The sequence below is a fragment of the Streptomyces melanosporofaciens genome, assembly GCF_900105695.1.
Classification (GTDB): Bacteria; Actinomycetota; Actinomycetes; order Streptomycetales; family Streptomycetaceae; genus Streptomyces; species Streptomyces antimycoticus.
In genome coordinates this window covers 1,691,370-1,707,976 of the sequence record NZ_FNST01000002.1, presented here as the reverse complement: position 1 = coordinate 1,707,976, position 16,607 = coordinate 1,691,370, and the positions used below count along the sequence as shown (strand labels likewise).

At 71.4% G+C, this 16,607-nt stretch carries 16 protein-coding genes, 2 tRNA genes and 1 pseudogene; 16 read left to right on the top strand and 3 right to left on the bottom strand.

Annotated elements, in window-relative coordinates; all coding sequences use genetic code 11:
- Nucleotides 1–131: 131 nt before the first annotated feature.
- Complete coding sequence (locus tag BLV72_RS10385; RefSeq protein WP_093461762.1) at nt 132–2,243, bottom strand: hypothetical protein; 2,112 nt, start codon at nt 2,241–2,243, stop codon at nt 132–134.
- A 316-nt stretch (nt 2,244–2,559) separates the two neighbouring features.
- Here BLV72_RS10385 and proB point away from each other — a divergent pair, with 316 nt between their 5' ends.
- From proB to BLV72_RS10360, 5 genes are all read left to right on the top strand, one after another.
- A complete protein-coding gene (proB, locus tag BLV72_RS10380) occupies nt 2,560–3,762 on the top strand; it encodes a glutamate 5-kinase (protein ID WP_425288363.1) in 1,203 nt (400 codons plus the stop codon).
- A gap of 270 nt (nt 3,763–4,032) precedes the next feature.
- A complete protein-coding gene (locus BLV72_RS10375) occupies nt 4,033–4,494 on the top strand; it encodes a hypothetical protein (protein ID WP_093461761.1) in 462 nt (153 codons plus the stop codon).
- Between the two features lie 91 nt (nt 4,495–4,585).
- Nucleotides 4,586–5,884, top strand: a complete 1,299-nt coding sequence (locus BLV72_RS10370; RefSeq protein ID WP_093461759.1) for a glutamate-5-semialdehyde dehydrogenase — start codon at nt 4,586–4,588, stop codon at nt 5,882–5,884.
- Nucleotides 5,885–5,990: 106 nt separating this feature from the next.
- Nucleotides 5,991–6,620 carry an SCO2584 family spore wall biosynthesis protein gene (locus tag BLV72_RS10365; RefSeq protein WP_244320717.1) on the top strand — a complete coding sequence of 210 codons (630 nt, stop codon included), beginning with the start codon at nt 5,991–5,993 and terminating at the stop codon, nt 6,618–6,620.
- A gap of 290 nt (nt 6,621–6,910) precedes the next feature.
- Nucleotides 6,911–7,993, top strand: a complete 1,083-nt coding sequence (locus BLV72_RS10360) for an SCO2583 family membrane protein (protein ID WP_093461756.1) — start codon at nt 6,911–6,913, stop codon at nt 7,991–7,993.
- A gap of 65 nt (nt 7,994–8,058) precedes the next feature.
- Here the strand turns inward: BLV72_RS10360 and BLV72_RS10355 are convergent, their stop codons facing one another.
- The gene (locus BLV72_RS10355; protein ID WP_093461755.1) at nt 8,059–9,285 is read right to left on the bottom strand and encodes a M48 family metallopeptidase; all 1,227 of its coding nucleotides are present in this window, start codon (nt 9,283–9,285) and stop codon (nt 8,059–8,061) included.
- 105 nt (nt 9,286–9,390) lie between these two features.
- Here BLV72_RS10355 and BLV72_RS47870 point away from each other — a divergent pair, with 105 nt between their 5' ends.
- From BLV72_RS47870 to BLV72_RS10325, 7 genes are all read left to right on the top strand, one after another.
- Nucleotides 9,391–9,543 carry a hypothetical protein gene (locus BLV72_RS47870; RefSeq protein ID WP_156107794.1) on the top strand — a complete coding sequence of 51 codons (153 nt, stop codon included), beginning with the start codon at nt 9,391–9,393 and terminating at the stop codon, nt 9,541–9,543.
- A 98-nt stretch (nt 9,544–9,641) separates the two neighbouring features.
- Nucleotides 9,642–9,809: a hypothetical protein gene (locus BLV72_RS47865; RefSeq protein WP_167746263.1), complete on the top strand. Its 168-nt coding sequence runs from the start codon at nt 9,642–9,644 to the stop codon at nt 9,807–9,809.
- 59 nt (nt 9,810–9,868) lie between these two features.
- Nucleotides 9,869–10,480, top strand: a complete 612-nt coding sequence (gene nadD / locus BLV72_RS10345; RefSeq protein WP_060944022.1) for a nicotinate-nucleotide adenylyltransferase — start codon at nt 9,869–9,871, stop codon at nt 10,478–10,480.
- 10 nt (nt 10,481–10,490) lie between these two features.
- Nucleotides 10,491–12,338 carry an LCP family protein gene (locus BLV72_RS10340; protein ID WP_093461753.1) on the top strand — a complete coding sequence of 616 codons (1,848 nt, stop codon included), beginning with the start codon at nt 10,491–10,493 and terminating at the stop codon, nt 12,336–12,338.
- A gap of 177 nt (nt 12,339–12,515) precedes the next feature.
- Nucleotides 12,516–12,956 (top strand): ribosome silencing factor, encoded by a 441-nt coding sequence (gene rsfS, locus BLV72_RS10335; protein WP_059147939.1) that lies wholly within the window; start codon nt 12,516–12,518, stop codon nt 12,954–12,956.
- A complete protein-coding gene (locus BLV72_RS10330; RefSeq protein WP_093461752.1) occupies nt 12,953–13,606 on the top strand; it encodes a histidine phosphatase family protein in 654 nt (217 codons plus the stop codon). Before rsfS ends, BLV72_RS10330 begins: the two co-directional genes overlap by 4 nt.
- Nucleotides 13,607–13,678: 72 nt before the next feature.
- Nucleotides 13,679–13,751 (top strand) — tRNA-Ala (locus BLV72_RS10325).
- A 22-nt stretch (nt 13,752–13,773) separates the two neighbouring features.
- Here the strand turns inward: BLV72_RS10325 and BLV72_RS10320 are convergent.
- Nucleotides 13,774–14,550 (bottom strand): MmyB family transcriptional regulator, encoded by a 777-nt coding sequence (locus tag BLV72_RS10320; protein ID WP_093461750.1) that lies wholly within the window; start codon nt 14,548–14,550, stop codon nt 13,774–13,776.
- Here BLV72_RS10320 and BLV72_RS10315 point away from each other — a divergent pair.
- From BLV72_RS10315 to BLV72_RS10305, 4 genes and pseudogenes are all read left to right on the top strand, one after another.
- Nucleotides 14,519–15,850: pseudogene (locus tag BLV72_RS10315) on the top strand (MFS transporter); the annotation flags it as partial. The gene BLV72_RS10320 and the pseudogene BLV72_RS10315 sit on opposite strands and share 32 nt — an antisense overlap.
- Nucleotides 15,851–15,928: 78 nt before the next feature.
- Nucleotides 15,929–16,087: a hypothetical protein gene (locus BLV72_RS47860; RefSeq protein WP_167746336.1), complete on the top strand. Its 159-nt coding sequence runs from the start codon at nt 15,929–15,931 to the stop codon at nt 16,085–16,087.
- A 5-nt stretch (nt 16,088–16,092) separates the two neighbouring features.
- Nucleotides 16,093–16,326 (top strand): hypothetical protein, encoded by a 234-nt coding sequence (locus tag BLV72_RS10310; RefSeq protein ID WP_030835565.1) that lies wholly within the window; start codon nt 16,093–16,095, stop codon nt 16,324–16,326.
- 101 nt (nt 16,327–16,427) lie between these two features.
- Nucleotides 16,428–16,500 (top strand) — tRNA-Ala (locus BLV72_RS10305).
- Nucleotides 16,501–16,607: the final 107 nt, after the last annotated feature.

Genomic DNA, 16,607 nt, shown 5'->3' with positions numbered 1-16,607 from the left:
CCTCAAGGGCTCTGAGCGGGCGTCTCCGCGCCGCCCGGCAGGTGGTACGACGAAGGGCCCGGGAGGGATCTCCCGGGCCCTTCGTCGTGGCTCTCGGCGGTCGCGCTCAGCCGCCGCGCGTACGGCCGGTCTCAGACCGTCGCGGTCTCCTCCGGCTCCGGCGAGCCGGACTCCAGCTCCATCTCCTCCGCCGCGTCACGGGCCTCACGCTGCGAGGGGATCTCGTCGGACAGCCGGGTGGCCATCCGGGCCCGGCGCTCGTCGGCCTTGTCGCACAGCGCCTGCGTGGCCTGGTTGAAGCGCACCAGCGACGGCGGGTCGGACGGGCCGAGCAGGTGCACCTTCAGCTCGGAGCGGGCGGCCGCGAGGGTGTCCTTCTCGGGGTCGCGGACGGCTTCCAGCAGCCCGGCCATGCCCTCGGCCTCCGGGGTGAGGATCGTGGCGGCGCGCACCGTCGGGAAGCCCGCCCGGAACTCCTCCTCCGTCATCCCGCTGGTGTTCGCCACCGCGTACGGCTTCTCGCTCGTCAGGTAGTCCGAGACCACGCTGGAGACATCGCTGATCAGCACGTCGGCCTGGTTGAAGCAGGTGAAGATCGCCGGACGCGGGCCGGTGACGATCTGGTGCTCCCAGACCGGCAGCGAGGCCCAATAGGCGCTCTCCCAGGCGGTCGTGGCCGCGGTGACGGCCGCCGCGCGGCCGCCGTCCGGGGCTCCCTGGAGCTTCATGCGCTCGATCTCGTCCGCGCTGGGGCGGAAGGCGGTGCTGGTGAGGCGGTTGAGCTCATCGGCGCACCGGGCCAGCTCGGCGGCGGCCTCCGGGCCGGGACGGTCGCCGCCGCGCTTGGTGTTCGCCTCGGCGATCATCGCCCGGATGCGGTCGTTGGCGCGGCCCGCGCGCGGGTCCACCGAGCCGGTCATCGGGTGCGGCTTGTACAGCAGGCGCACCTTGGGGTCGGTGAGCAGCTCGCGGACGATGTTCTCACCGGCCAGGATCACCGAGGTGTTGCCGGGGTTGCCGTCCCAGCCCTCCCAGGTGGGCGCGTACAGCACGGTGGTGAAGTGTTCCGTACCGGCTCCGCCGAGGGCGCCGGTGGGCACGCCCGCGTAGGGGCGGATGGGGGCCAGCTGCGGCCGGCCGACCTCCACGACGTCCTTGTCCTCGACGCCGATGTCGGCGAGCTGGTAGCGCTCGCGCGCCGCCGGACCCGCGACCCACACCTCGTCGTACGCCTTGGCGTACGGGTTGCAGCTGGAGAGCTTGTCGCTCTCGCCGTGGTTGATGAAGGCGTGCTTGATCGAGGGGATGCGCAGCACCTGCGAGGTCTTGCCGGAGTTGGCCGGGTGCAGCAGCACCTTGAGCGTCGAGTGCTCCAGACGCATCAGATGGGCCACCTTGGGGAGGCAGACGACCGGCACGTCCGTCGCGTCGATCTTCTGCACCATGAACCGCTCACGGAGCACGATGATCGGCTTGCCGTCGAGCGCGGCGAGCGTGGAGAGCCACATGTTCGCCTGGTACGCCGAGGAGTTGCCGCCGGAGAAGTACATGCCCACGGTCGGCTGGTAGTCGGCCAGCCACTTGTCGAGCCACCGCAGGGCGGCGGCCTCGTTCGCCACGCGCTTGCGCGGCAGCAGCCAGGTGGCGAGGTGCGCCGTGCCACCGATGCCGATCAGCAGGCCGATCACCAGACCGGCACCGCCCCAGACGGCGTCCTTGGTGCCGGCGGTGACCAGCAGACCGGCGGTGACCGGCGCGGCCAGACGGAGCAGACGGCGCCCGTGCTGACGGGCGAACAGCCGCGGCGGGGCCTCGCTCAGGCGCAGCGCGGACGCGTCGATGTTGCGCGTGACGAACGGCAGCTGCCGGCTCCGGCGGACCAGGATGGCCGCCGCCTGGCAGGCGAAGTGCACCAGGTAGAACAGCAGCAGTCCCACGGTCAGGGGCGCCTGCTCATGCAGGGGATTGATGCCCTCGATGCGCAGCAGCCCGACCATGATGAGCATGTCGCGGAACAGCTGGCGCACCGTGACGTCAAGGCGGATCTTGCCCAGCAGCGACAGCAGACCGGGCTGCTTGTGCTGAAGGAAGAGATCGAGCGCGAGACCGCACGCCGAGGCGGCGATGAAAAGCGGTACGTTCGGAAGCACGGCGCCGACGAGCTGTGTGGCAAAGAACACGAGCATCGCGAGCAGCGCCGTCAGCTGTACGACCCGGCGTGGGGCGATTCCGGCAGAGGGCACGGGGTGGGCTCCTGGCAGGAGGGCGAGGGACTGATGGGGGGACCCCTGACCGTATGCCGACGCCCCGCCCGGTGACAATCCGCGCCGGTGCCAACCGGTCGCAATCGGTGTCAATGGTCACCCGAGGGAGCCCGCGGGGTGCTCGCGCCGGTGTGTGAGGCGGTGTGAGGCGGTGTGCGCGGATGGTGTCCGGGGGCTGAAATGCCGAGGCGGGCCGGGCCTCGTCTGTCGTAGATTGCCCACTTGTCATGATGAGTGTGTAGGGCATGCGTTTCTTCGGGACGTGTGGTGAGCCGGGGACGAGCAGGGGAGCGGCGTGGCGGAGCAGGACGGGTCGGCCGTACGGGACGAGGTGGCCGCCGCCCGGAGGATCGTGGTCAAGGTCGGTTCGTCCTCCCTCACCACCGCGGCGGGGGGCCTGGACGCGGACCGCGTGGACGCGCTGGTCGACGTGCTCGCCAAGGTGCTCGACGGCGACGGTAAGGGCGACGGCGGCAGGGACGGCGACGGTAAGGGCGGCGACAGTAAGGGCGGCGCGAACGGCAAGGAGATAGTGCTGGTCTCCTCCGGCGCCATCGCCGCCGGACTGGCGCCGCTGGGCCTGGACCGGCGCCCCCGCGACCTCGCCCGCCAGCAGGCGGCCGCCAGCGTCGGACAGGGGCTCCTGGTGGCCCGCTACACCGCCTCCTTCGCGCGCTACGGGCGCCGGGTCGGCCAGGTGCTGCTCACCACGGACGACACCAGCCGCCGTGCCCACTACCGCAACGCCACCCGCACCCTGGACCAGCTGCTGGCCATGGGCGCGCTGCCGATCGTCAACGAGAACGACACGGTGGCCACGGACGAGATCCGGTTCGGCGACAACGACCGGCTCGCGGCCCTGGTCGCCCATCTCGTACGGGCGGATCTGCTGGTGCTGCTCTCCGATGTGGACGGCCTGTACGACGGTGACCCCAGGACCCCCGGCGCCTCCCGGATCGACGAGGTCCGGGGGCCCGAGGACCTGGACGGTGTCTCCATCGGCAGCGCGGGCCGCTCCGGGGTGGGCACCGGTGGCATGGTCACCAAGGTCGAGGCGGCCCGGATCGCCACCGCGGCCGGGGTCCCGGTGGTGCTCACCTCCGCCAGCCGGGCCGGTGACGCCCTGCTCGGCCGCCATACGGGCACGTTCTTCCACCGCACCGGCCGCCGCTCCGCGAACCGGCTGCTGTGGCTGGCCCACGCCTCCGCGCCGCGTGGCGCCCTGACCCTGGACGACGGCGCCGTACGGGCCGTCGTGGAGCGGCGCACCTCGCTGCTGCCGGCCGGGATCGCGGCCGTGGAGGGCGAATTCACCGCCGGTGACCCGGTCGAGCTGCGGGACACCCGGGGCCGCCCCGTGGCCCGTGGGCTGGTGAACTTCGACGCCAAGGAGATTCCCCAGCTCATCGGCCGCTCGACCAGGGACCTGGCCCGGGAGCTCGGCCCGGCCTACGAGCGCGAGGTGGTCCACCGCGACGACCTCGTCGTCCTGGACTGAGCCGCTGCGGCGGCCCGAGCGCCCCGGCGGGGCACCTCCCGGCGGTAGCCGGGGGAGAACCGAGCCCGCAAAAAACACCCACCTCCGAAAAACCTCAAAAGCGCCCCGCGGGCGGGCGAGGGCTGGTCAACTTTGTTCAACGGGGTCGCGCGGGGCAGCGCGCCGGCTGTGGGAGACGCGGCGGAGAGCGAGCGGAACGCCGCGGCCATGGCACCGTCACGAGTGCTCCGCCCGCGCGTGAGCGGAGCAGCGAGTTACAGGAGGCCGCCGGTGAGACGAGGGCGCCCGGGGGCGTCGCCCAGAGGGGCGGCGGAGCGCACCCTGACCAGTGTCGGAGCGGGCGACGCCGCGACCGGCGACGCCATGGCGCACGCCGCCGAGCGCGGCGAGGCGTCCCGGCTGTGGTACATCACCCTCAGCGTCTCGGGGAGCGAGGCGCCGCTGCGGGAGGTCCGCAGGGCTCTGGAGCAGCTGGCCCATGACCATCCGTTCCTGCTGACCAGCCGCTATGCGGTCGATCACGCCGAGATCCGCTACTGGGAAGAGGCCCGTGATCTGCATGACGCCGCGGCGGTCGCGCTGCGGCTGTGGGGCGAGCACCGGGCCTCGGCCAATCTGCCGCCCTGGGAGATCGTGGGGCTCGAGGTCATCGACCGTGATACGTACCACCAGCGGGTCGCGGAGGGGTACGGGCCGCCGCCGGCCTCCCCGGTGGGCGTGCATCCGTTCTGAGAACGGATGTGCGGTGCCGGGATATGAGAATGTCATCTCGAACTGCGGAATAGCGCGCGGCTTCCGCCCGTCGGCTCAGTACGCTTCGTGCATGACCAGCGCACCCACGTCGCCGCTCACCGACCCCTGGCCGAAGTCCCCGGTCCTCCAGGCCGCCTACCGGTCCCGGGCCGCGGCCGCCGATCTCGCGCCACTGCCGCGCGCCGTCAAGGACGACGCGCTGCTGGCGATGGCCGACGCGCTGGAGGTGCGCACCAAGGAGATCGTCGAGGCCAACGCGGCCGATGAGGAGCGGGCCCGCGAGGCCGGCACCAGCGATGCCATCGTGGACCGGCTGACCCTCACCCCCGAGCGGGTGCGGGCCATCGCCTCCGATGTCCGCGATGTGATCGCGCTGCCCGACCCGGTCGGCGAGGTGGTGCGCGGCTCCACGCTGCCCAACGGGATCGACCTGCGCCAGGTGCGCGTGCCGCTCGGCGTCGTCGGGATCATCTACGAGGCCCGGCCGAACGTGACGGTGGACGCCGCGGCGCTGTGCCTGAAGTCGGGCAACGCGGTGCTGCTGCGTGGCTCCTCGTCGGCGTCCCACTCCAACGCCGCGCTGGTGAAGGTCCTGCGCGACGCCGTGGGCGGGGCGGGGCTGCCCGCGGACGCGGTGCAGCTCGTGCCGGGCGAGAGCCGGGAGTCGGTGCGCGAGCTGATGCGCGCCCGCGGCCTGGTGGATGTGCTGATCCCGCGCGGCGGCGCGTCCCTCATCCGTACGGTCGTCGAGGAGTCCACTGTTCCGGTCATCGAGACCGGCACCGGCAACTGCCATGTGTACGTGGACGCCGACGCCGACCTCGACATGGCGGTCGAGATCCTGGTGAACTCCAAGGCCCAGCGGCCGAGCGTGTGCAACGCGGCGGAGACGCTGCTGGTGCACCAGGACATCGCCCCCCGGTTCCTGCCCCGCGCCCTGGAGGCGCTGGCCGAGGCCGGGGTCACGGTCCACGCGGACGAGCGCGTCATGGCGCTCGCGGAGGGCTCCAAGGCCACGGTGGTCCCGGCGGTGATCGAGGACTGGGAGACCGAGTACCTCTCGTACGACATCGCGGCGGGCGTCGTGGACTCCCTGGAGGCCGCGGTGAGCCACATCCGCCTGTGGTCCTCCGGGCACACCGAGGCCATCGTCACCTCCTCCCAGCAGGCTGCCCGCCGCTTCACCCAGCTGGTGGACTCCACCACGGTCGCCGTGAACGCCTCCACGCGGTTCACCGACGGCGGGCAGTTCGGCTTCGGCGCCGAGATCGGCATCTCCACCCAGAAGCTGCACGCCCGGGGACCCATGGCGCTGCCCGAGCTGACATCGACGAAGTACATCGTCACCGGCGACGGCCACACCCGCTGACTCACCCGTTCGGGGGGTGCCCGATTCCCGGCGGCGCTGGGGTGGATCTTCCCCCGAATACCATTTCACCCTGCCCAAAATGACCCGTCCGGTCTACTCTGAATGGGTGCCGGACGACGTGGGGGGCAAGCCGTTCCCGGACGGCGATGAGCCCGACGAGCGCAGCCACGGCGAGACGAACGACGAGTTCGCCGCCGTGGTCTTCGACGAGGACTTCGTGCGGTCGGCCCCGATTCACGAGCCCACCGCCATCGAGCGGATGCTGGCCGCCGCCGAGGCCCGTGCCGAGGCCGAGGCGTCCCGGCGCCGCAGGGCCGGTGTGCCTCCCGAGGACGAGCTCTTCGAGGACGGCTACGGCCAGGAGGCCGAGTTCTACGGCGTGGACGACCCCGACGGGCGCTTCGGCCCCGGGCGGGACGCGGACGACGCCTATGGCCCCTATGGGCGGTACGGCAGCGCGGGGCGTCCTTATCGCGGTCATGCCCGCTGGCACCGCCCGGTGGCCTGGCTGCTGGCCATCCTGATGGGCATCGGCGTGGTCGCCCTGGCCTTCACGGCCGTCTACCGGGGCGCCTCGGGCAACCGACAGGAGCCCGCTCCACCGCCCGCCACCAGCGGTGTCGACGGCTCGCCCAGCGGGCAGCCGCGCCTGGAGCCCTCGGGGTCGGAGTCGCCCGCCCCGGAGCCGACCGCGTCCAAGGGCTCGCCCGCCTCCGCCGTACCGCCTGCGCGGTGACGACCTCGCACATCGCTGAGCGGCATCGATGAAGTCCGGTGCGGTCCGGGTGCGCCCCGAAGGGGCGCGGGGCTGTGTCGATATGCGGCTCCGCCGCGGCTGTGTCGATATGCGGCTCCGCCGCGTGGGACCGGCCACGACACAGCCGCGGATGAACGACCGCACCTCGCGGCACTTCCCGCGGAGCGCTTAACACGTCGTGGCCTATGGGGCGTTTCCTCCCCCCTCGCCTCCCAAGTTGTGGAGTAGCACCGCGTTTACCGCCGCCCCTGGCGACCTACTCTTGAGATATGACCGGGCGTGGAGACCCTCCCGAGGGGACACCCGAGGGCGTCCCGGGAGGTGGTGAGGACGAGTACCGCTCCGTCGTATTCGACGAGTCGTTCGTCCGTGCTGCCCGGCTCCAGGAATTCTCCGCCCAGGAGCGCATGGGCGAGCACGCGCGGGCGGTGCGCAGCCGGCACGCCTGGGCCAGGGCCGGGGCGTCGCGCCAGGCCGTCGCGCTCGTCCTGCTGATCGCCATCGCCTTCGCCGCGGCCGTCTACATGGGCGTGCGCCATCCGTACCAGACGCCGCAGCCGCAGACCGTGGAGCCGCTGCACAGCAGCGTGGTGCCGCTCGCACCGCGCGGTGAGGTGCCCGGAGGGCCGCCGGACCGGCTGTTCCGCAGCAGCCCGGCCGCCGAGTTCCGCACCGGCGCCGAAGGGGTCACGGTGCCCGGGGCCCGCCGCACCCAGAGCTTCTCCGAGAGCCAGGTGATGACGGCGCTCACCACCGCCAAGGAGTACCTGGTCAAGTCCGCCATCGACCCGGGTGTGCTCACCGGTGGCCCGGTGCGGGCCGTAAGGCTGCTGCTGGACCCGGCCCAGCAGACCCAGTTCGACCAGAGCTTCGCCCATCCGGTCGACGACGGACGGCATGCGGCCACCGGCTGGCTGACCCGCTTCAACCCGGCCGAGGTGACCCTGGCCGACACCCCGGTGCGGGTCCGCGGCACCCTTACGGTCGTCGAGCGCAGCCCCGCGACCCTGGAGGTCGCCGCCGACCACGTCTTCGTCTACGCGGTCGAGCAGGCCCATGAGCGCGGACCGGACCATGCCTCGCTGTTCACGGTGCGTCGCGAGGCGCGGTTCCGCTTCGACCGGAACGATCTGCGCGACCACCATCTGGAACTGGTGCAGAGCACCGTACTGGCGGGCCCGCAGGCCTGTGCCGCGAACGCCTCCGGCTATCTGCGGCCGATGCTCGCCGGCCAGACCGCCAAGGGCGACGCCCCCACGGGCACCGACCCGTACACCACCGGCCGCACCACGGTCTCGCTGTGCGGCGTCATGGCCCCCGGAACCCAGCCCGCCCTCGACGGGCAGTCCTGAGGGCCTCGGGCGGTCCTGGGCCCTCTGGCAGTCCTGAGGGCCTCCAGGGGCCGCCTCGGCCGGTCTCAGCGCTGCGGCGGGGTGTCCCCGGGCCCGTCGTCGTCCCCCGGGCGCTCGTTCCCCGGCCGCTGGTCCGGTCCGTCCCCGGGCCGCTGGTCCTGAGCCCGCTCCGTCCCGTCCTGGCGCTCGTCCCGGGGTGTGGCGCCCTCCTCGGGGGTCTCCCCACCCTGCTTGCCCCCGCCGCCGGTGAACCGGTCGCGCAGCTTGCTGCCCAGGTCCCCGGCGCCGCCCGCCACGTCCCTGACGAAGGCGAACAGCGGATCCTTGCTGTTGCGCACCGACTCCGCGTAGTGGGTCGCGGACTCCCGGATCGAGTCGCTGACCGAGGCGTCCCCGTCCTCGTCGCGACGCGGGTAGTGGCCGTCCATGAGCCGCTGGTAGTCGCGGGTCGCGGCCCACTTCTTGAGCTCGGCGGCGCGCACGGTGGTGAACGGGTGGCTGCGCGGCAGCATGTTCATGATCTTGAGGACGGAGTCCCGCAGATCGCCGCTCGACTCGTACTCCTCCGCCTGCTCCAGGAAGGCGTCCACGTTCATCTCATGGAGGTGGTGGCCGCCCGCGAGCTTCATCAGCCCGCGCATCGAGGCCCGCAGATCCTGCCCGACCAGCAGCCCCGCCCGGTCCGCCGACAGCTCCGACTTGCGGAACCACTCCCGCAGCGCCGTCACCAGCGCCAGCACCGCCACATTGCCGAGGGGGATCCAGGCGACCTTCATCGCGAGGCTGGTGAGGAACAGCAGCATCGTCCGGTAGACCGAGTGCCCCGACAGCGCATGGCCCACCTCATGGCCGATGACCGCCCGCATCTCCTCCTCGTCGAGCAGCTCGACCAGACCGGTGGAGATCACGATGATCGGCGCGTCCATGCCGATGCACATCGCGGTCGGCTGCGGGTTCTGGGTGACGTACATGGCCGGGACCCGCTCCAGGTCCAGGATGTAGCAGGCGTCCCGCAGCATGTCGTGGAGGTGGGCGAACTGCCGGTCGCCGACCCGCACCGAATCCGACAGGTAGAGCAGCCGCAGACTCCGCTCGGGCAGCAGGCCGCTCATCGCCTTGAAGACCGTGTCGAAGCCGGTCAGCTTGCGCAGCGCGACCAGCGCGGAGCGGTCCGCCGGATGTTCGTACGCCCGTGAGGAGATCCCGGGGAACCGCCGCCGCTCCCGGCTGGGCACATGCTCCCGGGCGTCTCCCGTCCCGCTTCCGCCGCCGGTTTCATGAGTGTCGCTCATCTGGCCCCCTCGGTCGATTGCCCGCTCGACGGGACGCCCGGTCCGGGCCCCTCGTCCGGCGGCCCCCAGCCTAGGCCCTGACGGTCCGAGGGTTAGCGTGGAGACATGCCCGATATGACTGGCCTCACCGAAGCCCTCGCCGCCACCTCCCACAGCAACGACGGCCCGGGAGCGCTGCTGCGCATCGTCATCGTGGTCGGCGTGGTGGGCGCCGCCCTGCTCGCCTGGTTCCTGCTGCGCGGTTACAAGCAGGACTGAGCGGATACCGGCAGGACGGACAGCAGGACCGAAAACCGCCTCGCATACGATGTGGCCGACGTGTTGTGTCGCCTAGACCCGGATAGGTACTGCCTGCGATGATCGCTATCAGCACCGCACATGCTGCCCTGACCACGCTCGCGGCCGAGGGCGGTGAGCACACCGACACCCACCCGACCATCAGCCCCTTCATGACCGGCGGTGCGGCCCTGGTGATCCTCTTCCTGCTGCTGTGGATCACCACGCGCTTCAACCGGGACCGCTGAGCTGGGCGATTGCCCCTATGGGCCCCGGCTCCGGGCCGGGCCCAGTAGGGTCTGCACGCATGGAAGAGCAGAAAGGGTCCGGCAAGCGGCGACTAGGCGTGATGGGCGGGACGTTCGACCCGATCCACCACGGTCACCTGGTCGCGGCGAGCGAGGTGGCCTCGCAGTTCCACCTCGATGAGGTGGTGTTCGTGCCCACCGGTCAGCCCTGGCAGAAGAGCCACAAAAAGGTCTCCCCGGCCGAGGACCGCTATCTGATGACGGTCATCGCGACCGCGTCGAATCCGCAGTTCTCGGTCAGCCGTATCGACATCGATCGCGGCGGGCCCACCTACACCACCGACACGCTCCGAGAACTACGCGCGCTCAACGGTGACGCGGATCTGTTCTTCATCACCGGGGCCGACGCACTCGCCCAGATCCTCACCTGGCGTGACGCCGAAGAGCTCTTCTCATTGGCCCACTTCATCGGGGTGACCAGACCGGGGCACATACTGGCCGACCCGGGGCTGCCGGAGGGCGGGGTGTCGCTGGTGGAGGTTCCGGCACTGGCGATCTCGTCATCGGACTGCCGGGCGCGGGTCGCTCATGGCGACCCCGTCTGGTACCTGGTGCCGGACGGCGTGGTGCGCTACATCGACAAGCGCGAGCTGTACCGGCACGACTGCTGAAGGGGTACCGGTGAACGACCGGCAGGATCCGTACGACCCGTACGCACAGGACCCGTATGGCCAGGAGCCGCAGATCTACGGCTATGACGCCTACGGGCGTCCCGTCTACCAGCCGCAGGCGGCACAGCAGCAGAGTTACGACCCGTACGCCCAGCAACAGCCGCAGCAACAGTACGGGGAGCAACAACAGCAGGACGGGTACGGCTACGACCCCTACGCCCAGCCGCAGCATCACCAGCCCCAGCAGCCTCAGCAGCAGCACACCCAGACGCAGAGTTACGACCCATACGCTCAGCAACAGCCACAGCAACAGCAGTACCAACAGCAGCCGCAGTACCACCAGCAACAGCAACAGCAACAACAACAGCCACAACAACAACAGCCACAACAACAGGGCTACGGCTATGGCTATCCACCGGCCGCCGCCCCGGCCGCCGTCCCCCCGCAGCGCGAGGCGAACCCCTACGAGGAGCTGAGCCCGGAGCAGCTGCGCGGCGGACCCGAGGCGCCTCCGGCCGAGGAGCCCCGGTCCGCGCAGCCGAAGCGGCCTGGGGGACCCCGGGGGCCCGGGGGCCCCGCGGATTCCGATCAGGAGGAGTACCACACCGAGCAGTTCTCCTTCGTCGAGGAGGAGGACGAGGAATCCGACGACGTCATCGACTGGCTGAAGTTCGCCGAGACCCGCTCCGAGCGCCGTGACGAGCGCCGCCGTAAGGGCCGCAACCGCGTCATCGCGCTGGTCGTGGTCCTGGTCATCGCCGCGGCGGGCGGTGTCGGCTACCTCTGGTACGCGGGCAAGCTCCCGGGGCTGTCCGACAGCGCCGAGGACCAGGCGGCCGCGGGCGGCCCGCAGAAGCGCGATGTGATCGTCGTCCATCTGCGCGAGACCAAGGGCGGCGGCACCTCCACGGCCCTGCTGGTGGACAACGAGACCACCAAGAAGGGCACCACCGTCCTGCTGCCGAACTCGCTGTCCGTCTCCACCGAGGACGGCTCCTCCACCACGCTCGGCAAGTCGGTGACCGACGAGGGCTCCGACTCCACCCGGGACTCCCTGAGCACCCTGCTGGGCTCGAAGATCCAGGGCACCTGGCGGCTGGACACTCCGTATCTGGAGAACCTCGTGGAGCTGGTCGGCGGGATCACCCTCGACACCGACGCGACCGTCCCCAGCCCCCAGAAGGGCGAGGATCCCCTGGTCAAGCGGGGCAAGGACCAGATCCTGAGTGGCCAGGCGGCCGTGGCGTACGCCACCTACCGGGCGTCCGGCGAGGCACAGTCCAAGCAGCTCGCGCGGTTCGGGCAGGTCATGCACGCGGCGCTGAAGAAGGTCTCCAGCGATGCGAAGGGCGCCACCAGCACCGTGGAGTCGCTGGCCCAGATCCCCGACCCGTCGCTGTCCGAGCAGCAGCTCGGCGCGTCGCTGGCGAGGCTGGCCGGGCAGGCCAAGAGCGGGGCGTACGACACCGCCATGCTGCCGGTCCAGTCGGACGGGACGCTCAGCAGCCAGGCGACCGACCATGTGGTCAAGGACATCCTGGGCGGCACGGTCAAGAACACCGACAAGAACACCGCGCCCCGGGTCAGCGTGACCAACGCCGGAGGCCCCAAGGACGGGTCGGGTGCCGCGCGGGTCGCGCTGGTCAACGGCGGCTTTACGGTCGTCACGGCCACCGAGGGCGGCGGTACGCCGCAGTCGGCCTCGCGGGTGACCTACGCGGACGCCGCACAGGCGGGCCAGGCCAAGGAGGTCGCCAAGACGCTCGGGCTGCCGGAGACGGCGGTGCGCAAGGGCAAGGGCGCGGCCAACGCGGACATCACGGTCCTCCTCGGCGCGGACTACGACGCCACGGGCTGAGCCGTGCCGCCCGGGCGCCCCGTTCCCCCGGGCGCCCCGGGCGTTCCCCCGGGGTACTCCCGGCGTTCTCCCCGGGCACGCCGGGCGGCCGAGGAACGGCCATCCGGCGTGACGGTGGGGCGTGAGATCCTGGGGGAAGCCAGACCTTCGAGGTACCACCGACCGAAAGCTTTGCCTGTGACCGCCACGGACCGCTCCCTCGAGCTCATCAACGCCGCCGCACAGGCGGCCGCCGACAAGCTCGCGCACGACATCATCGCGTACGACGTCAGCGACGTGCTCTCCATCACCGACGCCTTCCTGCTGGCCTCGGCCCCCAACGACCGCCAGGTCAAGTCGATCGTCGACGAGATCGAGGAGCGGCTGAACAAGGATCTGGGCGCCAAGCCGGTGCGCCGCGAGGGCGACCGTGAGGCCCGCTGGGTGTTGCTGGACTACGTGGACATCGTGGTGCATGTCCAGCACAGCGAGGAGCGGGTGTTCTACGCCCTGGAGCGGCTCTGGAAGGACTGCCCGCAGCTGGAGCTCCCGGCCGACGCCGAGGCCACCCGCGGCAAGGGGCAGGAGTACGCGCAGGCGCAGGCCGTGGACGGCGGCGTGGGCGGTGAGCTGAGCTGAACGGCACGCACGATGGCCGTGGCCGCCGCATCGTCCTGTGGCGCCACGGCCAGACCGCCTGGAACATAGAGCGGCGTTTCCAGGGCTCTTTGGACATCGAGCTCACCGACACCGGGGTCGCGCAGGCGCACCGGGCGGCCCGGCTGCTGGCCGCCCTGAAGCCGGACGCGATCATCGCTTCCGATCTGAAGCGGGTGGCGGCCACGGCCGCCGAGCTGTCCGCCGTCACGGGGCTTTCGGTCACGCATGACGCGGGGCTGCGGGAGACCTACGCGGGCGCGTGGCAGGGGCTGACCCACGAGGAGATCATCGAGAGCTTCGGCGAGCAGTACGCGGCGTGGAAGCGCGGCGAGCCGGTCCGGCGCGGTGGCGGTGAGCTGGAGACCGAGGTCGCCGACCGGGCGGCGCCGGTGGTGCTGGAGGGCGCCGACAAGCTGCCGGACGGCGGCACGCTCGTGGTGGTCAGCCACGGCGGCACGATCCGCACCACCATCGGCCGGCTGCTCGGCCTGGAGCCCCGGACCTGGGAGGCGCTGGGCGGCCTGTCCAACTGCTGCTGGTCCGTTCTGGGCGAGGGCGCCCGGGGCTGGCGGCTGCTGGAGCACAACGCCGGATCGCTGCCCGAGCCGGTGCTCGGCGACGACGACTGAGCGGATTTCCTTTTCCGGCAGGTCACCGGCTATGCTCCTTCTCGTTCGAAGCGCTCCGGCGCCGAGAAGAGCGGGGCTATAGCTCAGTTGGTAGAGCGCCTGCATGGCATGCAGGAGGTCAGGAGTTCAATTCTCCTTAGCTCCACAGATTCACGATCCCGTCTCCCTCACAGGGAGGCGGGATCGCTGCTTTCTACGCCGCTTCCGGCGGCTCGCTCCGCCGCCGGGACCGTCTCCACTGCCGGGGCTCGCACCGCCGCCGGGACCGTCTCCTTGGCCGCGGCTTGTTCCGCCCGCATCACGGACAGCGGCTTGGCGTGCACCGGGCAGCCGATCAGCGGGTCGTGGAGGGTGCGCACCCGCCGGACATGGTCGCGGCTCTCCTCGTCGCAGGGGGTGTAGACCACGACCCGGGTCTCCGGCGCCCCACTGACCAGCATCGAGGTCGAGGTCAGCCGGATCTCGCCGACCGAGGCATGCCGCACCACCTTGATCCGGGAGCCCGGCGGCGCGACGTCCCCGCTCCGCCACAGCCGGGCGAAGTCGTCGCTGGCTTCCAGCAGCCGGGCGATGAAGTGCTCCCACGCGGGCTCGCCCACATGGCGTCCGTAGCCGCCGCGCAGCGTGGCCACCAGGAGCGGCAGCTCCTCATCGAGGTTCACATAGGGCGCACAGCAGCGGTGGGCCACGAACAGCTGCCACAGGGCGTTCCGCTCGGAGGCGGGGGAGAGCAGCATGGCCGGGAAGAGGCCGCCGTACGCGGCGTTGGCCGTCAGGACGTCGTAGCGGGCGTTGTAGACCACCGCGGGGAGCGGGTCGAGCGCCTCGATGATGCCCCGCACCTCCGGGCCCACCGTCCGTGGCTCGCCCTCCCGGCTGGGCACATACGGCACCTCGGCCAGGTGGTAGAGGCACGCCTCCGGCGCCGGGCTGCAGCTCGTCATCGCGGGCTACACCATCTCCTACGCCGTGCTGCTGATCACCGGCGCGCGGCTGGGCGCCCTGCTCGGCCACCGGCGGATGTTCCTGACCGGGCTCGCGGTCTTCACCGGCGCCTCGCTCGCCTGCGGGCTGGCCGCCACCACCGGGCAGCTCATCGCCTTCCGGTTCGTCCAGGGCGCGGGCGCCGCGCTGATGCTGCCGCAGGTGCTGAGCCTGATCCAGCGGACGTTCACAGGCGGTTCACGGGCGCGGGCGCTGGGCGCGTACGCCGCGGTGCTGGCCTCCGGCGCGGCCGGCGGGCAGATCGTGGGCGGGGCGCTGGTCGAGGCCGATTTCCTCGGCTCCGGCTGGCGCCCGGTCTTCCTGGTGAACGTGCCGATCGGGCTGTTGCTGCTGATCCTCGGGCCGCGGCTGCTGCACGAACCCGCCGATCCGCCGCGCCCCGCCGATCCGCCGCGCCACCGCGCGGAGGGCTCAGCCGTTCGCCGGAGCGGCCTGGACCTGCCCGGTCTGGTGCTGCTCGCGGCGGCCGTGCTGCTGTTCACGGTGCCGCTGGTGCTCGGGCAGGAGCGGGGCTGGCCGCTGTGGGGCTGGATCGCTCTAGGTATGAGCGCGGTCCTCGTGGCGCTCTTCGCCGCGTACGAGACACGGCTGGCCCGGCGCGGCGGTGCGCCGCTGATCTCCCCGCGGGTGGTGCGGGCGCCGGGGATGCCGCTCGCGGTGATCCGTATCGCGCTGGGGATGGCGGCCAACGCGGGTTTCCTGTTCGCCATGACCCTGCATGTGCAGGGCGGGCTCGGCTACAGCCCGCTGCGGGCGGGGCTGACGTTCGTCCCCACGGCGGTCGCGTTCGGCGTCGTCGGCCTCAACTGGCAGCGGCTGCCCGCGCGCTGGCAGGCCGTGGCCGTACCGGGCGGATTCCTGCTGGCGGCAGCCTCGTTCGCCGGGACCGGTCTGGTACTGCGCGGGGGAACGGACGGCGGCCCCTGGCTCCTCGTCGCCCTTACGGTCTCCGGCGCGGGGCTCTCGTTCGCCTACAGCCCCCTGCTCACGCGGACGTTGGCGACCGTAAGGCAGCAGGACGCGGCGGACGCCAGCGGGGTTCTGGTGACAGCGGCTCAACTCGGCCTGCTCACCGGCGTCGCGGTCTTCGGGGCCGTGTTCCTGGGCGCGACGGAGGGTACGGTGCCCAGTGCGGGTGTCTCCGCGGACGCCCTGTGGGTGACCTGCGTCGCCTTGGCCGGGGCCGCGCTGTGCGGAGTACTGATGAGTCTGGTGAGACGAGTGGGGAATCTCCGCTGACCTGCGCGTCGTCCCGTGGCAGAATCGGACGGCCGGAGGGGGATGGGGCCGACACGTCCGATGGGGAGGGCAGGTGGGATGCGGACCAGCATCCTCGATGCGATCGAGGACCCGTCCCGCAGGACACGAGCGGGCATCGTGTGCCCGTCCTGCGGCTCCGCGCATGTGGCCCAGGTCCTCGGTGACAACGGTGGTGTTTCCTACGTGTGTACGGCCTGTGGCCATAGCTGGAGCTGAGTGAGATGGGAGCCCACAGCCGGAAGTGCGACTGGTGCGGCACCGGCACACCGATCGTCCGCGACATGGAGCCGCTCAACTCCGACTACCAGTATTGGTGTGCGGAGTGCGCGCGGGCGCTGATCATCAGGGGCGATCCCATCGAGACCTACCGCGAGCTCGAAGGGGAGCCGATCTATGGTCGCCTCCTCGACGAGCACTGCACGCTGAAGCGTTTCTATTCGTTCGCGACGGCGTAACGGGGCTCTGCTCCGGCCCCCGGGTAATCGATTTGGCGGAAGGCCGGGGCGTCCGTGTAATGTAGGCGTCGCCGCCAGGGAAACCGGGCGGAGCAAGACCTGGGGCTATAGCTCAGTTGGTAGAGCGCCTGCATGGCATGCAGGAGGTCAGGAGTTCAATTCTCCTTAGCTCCACATCAAGGAGGCGGGTCGTCCGAATGCGGACGGCCCGCTTTTCGTCGTGCGTGACGGGGGTCACCTCCGTGCGGGCCGTCAGTGCCCTGCGGTAACCTGGCTCCATG

Bases quoted from the DNA above. Each gene is read 5' to 3' on its own strand.
- BLV72_RS10370 (WP_093461759.1), top strand. From the start codon at position 4,586: ATGACCAGCGCACCCACGTCGCCGCTCACCGACCCCTGGCCGAAGTCC.
- BLV72_RS10360 (WP_093461756.1), top strand. From the start codon at position 6,911: ATGACCGGGCGTGGAGACCCTCCCGAGGGGACACCCGAGGGCGTCCCG.
- BLV72_RS10355 (WP_093461755.1), bottom strand. From the start codon at position 9,285: ATGAGCGACACTCATGAAACCGGCGGCGGAAGCGGGACGGGAGACGCC.
- BLV72_RS47870 (WP_156107794.1), top strand. From the start codon at position 9,391: ATGCCCGATATGACTGGCCTCACCGAAGCCCTCGCCGCCACCTCCCAC.
- BLV72_RS47865 (WP_167746263.1), top strand. From the start codon at position 9,642: ATGATCGCTATCAGCACCGCACATGCTGCCCTGACCACGCTCGCGGCC.
- nadD (WP_060944022.1), top strand. From the start codon at position 9,869: ATGGAAGAGCAGAAAGGGTCCGGCAAGCGGCGACTAGGCGTGATGGGC.
- BLV72_RS10320 (WP_093461750.1), bottom strand. From the start codon at position 14,550: ATGACGAGCTGCAGCCCGGCGCCGGAGGCGTGCCTCTACCACCTGGCC.
- BLV72_RS47860 (WP_167746336.1), top strand. From the start codon at position 15,929: ATGCGGACCAGCATCCTCGATGCGATCGAGGACCCGTCCCGCAGGACA.
- BLV72_RS10310 (WP_030835565.1), top strand. From the start codon at position 16,093: ATGGGAGCCCACAGCCGGAAGTGCGACTGGTGCGGCACCGGCACACCG.